This window comes from Segatella copri (genome assembly GCF_009494835.1).
GTDB classification, from domain to species: domain Bacteria; phylum Bacteroidota; class Bacteroidia; order Bacteroidales; family Bacteroidaceae; genus Prevotella; species Prevotella copri_F.
In genome coordinates this window covers 1-3,183 of record NZ_VZBE01000014.1, presented here as the reverse complement: position 1 = coordinate 3,183, position 3,183 = coordinate 1, and the positions used below count along the sequence as shown (strand labels likewise).

At 41.4% G+C, this 3,183-nt stretch carries 3 protein-coding genes; all 3 read right to left on the bottom strand.

Annotated features, from left to right (window positions below; all coding sequences use genetic code 11):
• Nucleotides 1-126: 126 nt before the first annotated feature.
• Nucleotides 127-993: a nucleotidyl transferase AbiEii/AbiGii toxin family protein gene (locus F7D47_RS03070; RefSeq protein WP_153095740.1), complete on the bottom strand. Its 867-nt coding sequence runs from the start codon at nt 991-993 to the stop codon at nt 127-129.
• Nucleotide 994: 1 nt separating this feature from the next.
• A complete protein-coding gene (locus tag F7D47_RS03065) occupies nt 995-1,576 on the bottom strand; it encodes a type IV toxin-antitoxin system AbiEi family antitoxin domain-containing protein (RefSeq protein ID WP_153085166.1) in 582 nt (193 codons plus the stop codon).
• Between the two features lie 176 nt (nt 1,577-1,752).
• A complete protein-coding gene (locus F7D47_RS03060) occupies nt 1,753-3,117 on the bottom strand; it encodes a hypothetical protein (RefSeq protein WP_153085165.1) in 1,365 nt (454 codons plus the stop codon).
• Nucleotides 3,118-3,183: the final 66 nt, after the last annotated feature.

Below are 3,183 nucleotides of genomic sequence, written 5' to 3'. Positions count from 1 at the left end.
TTTCGCCAGCTTATAATACAGATCCGGGGCGGTATGATAATCGGGATCGGAGCCTGCAAGCCACTCCGAAAAATGGTGGTTGTGGTTCTTCTACATTTCCTGCTTGCTGAACGACTCCACAACGCACTACTTTCCCCAATATCTTTCAGCCATAGGCTGCAACCTTTCCTTTATTACTTCCATAACAGTCGTGAAATCAAGAGTTTCTTTCCATTGAATCTTTTTCAGAAATGCTTTCCAGCGAACTATACGTGCTGCGTCTGTCACAAAACTTTCTGTAAACAACTGCAATTCGGGATTGTATGTAAGCCCTCTATTATCGAAAGTCGCCTTAATCGCATCATATAATGTGTCATCAGACAAGTCTCTCTTTGTCAGGAGTTGGTAACAGTCGAAGAAATCTTTCATGCGACTGTTGAGCACATCTCGGTCTATCATCGTATGGAATTTCTCGGCAACAACAGTCTCCAAGGAATATGCCTGTATGTTCACAGATGGAATGTCAGGCAAAAGCAATGGGAAGTCAATAGTTGTTGGATATGGAGTTACAACATCACCAAAGCCAATGTCAACAGACATGTTATAAGCGATAGTATCCATGTGGACCGTAAAGTAAAATCTTGTGCCAGGATACTTCTTTTCAACAGTTATAGGCTCCAACTTGATGCTGTCAACATCAAACGATACTCCATCCTCATCGCATACAATGCCCAAAATTTCCTGGAACACGTGCGCAAGGAAATCCCTATCACGGCTAATTCTATCTGCCATGAAATCAACATCTACTGTAGGACGTGCCTCAAGTCCGTTCATAGCATAAAGCAAAGAGCCACCTTTCAGCAAAAAATTGTCCTTATATTGGCTTACAGATACTCTGTAAAGCAACCTCTCGTTGAAATATCTTGCCAAGAGATACATATATTTATAGCCTGTCTCATTCATCAGATTGAGCAAGCGGGTCTTTACAGACTTGCCGTAGTTTTTCTTTCCCATCTTATTCTATAGCTATTTCAACATAATTTTTCAATGTATTGAATACTCTGAGGCGTTTGGCGTAATCCTGCAAACGAGTGAGATTGCGATTGGGCTTTCTCAGATAAGAACGAATCACTTCCGCACAAACATCCAGCCCCAATTTGTTTCTGTATTTCACTGCATCACAAACACTTCGCTCCAAGTCGGTTATGCGAACATGAAAACCGGATATTTCTGCTTCCATAATGCCAAACTCCAGATTCTCCTTCTTCCAATAATACAATTCTATCGGAAGCGTTTCAGGAATCTCTACTTTCCTTTTATTGGCGATGGCAATGCAAAAAGCTGGTGGAACAGTTGTCGAAAGCTGATGATAAGCCCAGGCATTGTATAGACACACAACACCTTTAGGTACAATCCGCTCCACATCTATCATTGTATTCAGCAGGGCTTCCGGAACAGCATAAATGCCCTGGCGCAACTTGATCAAGTCGCCACGTTCCTTAGCTCTCAACAATCGCTTATACTCTGCTATATGAGGAATATCAGTAGTAGAGATTGTGCCTCCTAGTGCTTCCACTTTACAAACTATATTGTCCATATCACATTTATATTAATATCATTGTCGCTGCAAAAATACAATATTTTTTTGAAAAGCGGTAATATTCTACGGAATATTTTCAAAAAAGCCGTAGAATATTACCGGATTTATCCTTGTTTTTATACCCAGGGACGATAGTTATCTCTAAATCTTCCTCTCTACTTTCCTATACCAACTCAAATACTTCTCATATAACCATCCCTTTTCGCCAGCTTATAATACAGATCCTGGGCGGTATGATAATCGGGATCGGAGCCTTCAAGCCACTCCGAAAAATGGTGGTTGTGGTTCTTCTGTGTTTCCTGCTTGCGGAACGACTCCACCACACATTTCTTTTCTGCATCCGGAAACATCAGGTTCATGCGGGCGGCAAAGGCTGCCTTGTCCTGATTATCACGCACCATGTGGAACGTATATTTCATCAGGCACCAGACTATGTACCAGCTTTGCTGAGACGTAATGTTGCCTTTTATCCAGAACTTCAACTTCTCCTCCAACTTTATGGAATCTACCCAGTTCACAAAGAAAGAGTCGCTGTTTCGCTCAAAATCATCAGCCCTGGCAATTTCAGCCTCCCACATTTTATGCTCACCCTGATACTTGAACAGCGTTTCAAAATCCTCGGGCAAAGCCTGCTCCCTGACTAGCGTACGGACGAGCTCTTCTTCCTCATCCTCCTCTCGCTCAAACCAGTCAGAACAAAGCGTATAATTGTTGTATTTATTCTCAACCCCATCCATCACTTTCTGTAAGCTGTCGGTGGTAATGGCTATTCTCCTGCTTTCCATGTGGTGCTTCTTTACCTTTGCCTCACGTTTTAGATAATCAGGTAACGTGCGCTCGTCGAAAATTCGCTTGATATAATGGTAAATAATGACAGCTTCATGGTCGGTACGGAAAATGCGGGTTCTGTATAAGGCTAGGAAATCGGCACAAATAGTACTTACTGTGGAGATGGTTTCTGCCAAAGACATCTGCAAACCGGTAGAGACAAAGTTCTTGTAATGGGAATCAAAACGCGGATAATCGTCTCCTACAGGAACTTTAAGCTTCTCGCATTGCTCGAAAATAGCCTTGGCATAGGGAATCTGATCATACTCCTCTTCCTTATCGAGCAAATAGTCTGAATGCTTCTGGGCGATGGTCTGAATTTCCTGGAGCACCTTCTCTAAAACATCAGTATAAATCCCCATGAATTCTTCATCGTAGCTCTTGTAGATGGAAATGTAGACTTTTTTATGGAGCGTATGAATATATTTAAGAAAATCTGTCAACTGCTTGGCAAGGTTCTGGTAAATATGAAAATAACAGGTAAGACCTTTATGTTTTCCTGCATTCCATTTAAATACATCTTTAGCATGCTGAATCTCCTTATACAAATGTTCTGCCTCTCTCTTAAACTGACCCACATCAGTAGTTGTTACTGGAGTGTATTTCTTGACTCCTGTTACTTCATCTTCCACAAAAAGATCTTCTTCTGATGAAATCTTCAGAAGAGAATTGTAGTTATTGTCAGTATTGGGTATTTCCTCTGTCTGCATATTACTTTTCTAGGTTTGAATTGTTATGTTGTTTAAATAAGCGGCGTGGGGTTCCCTGTAAGTACC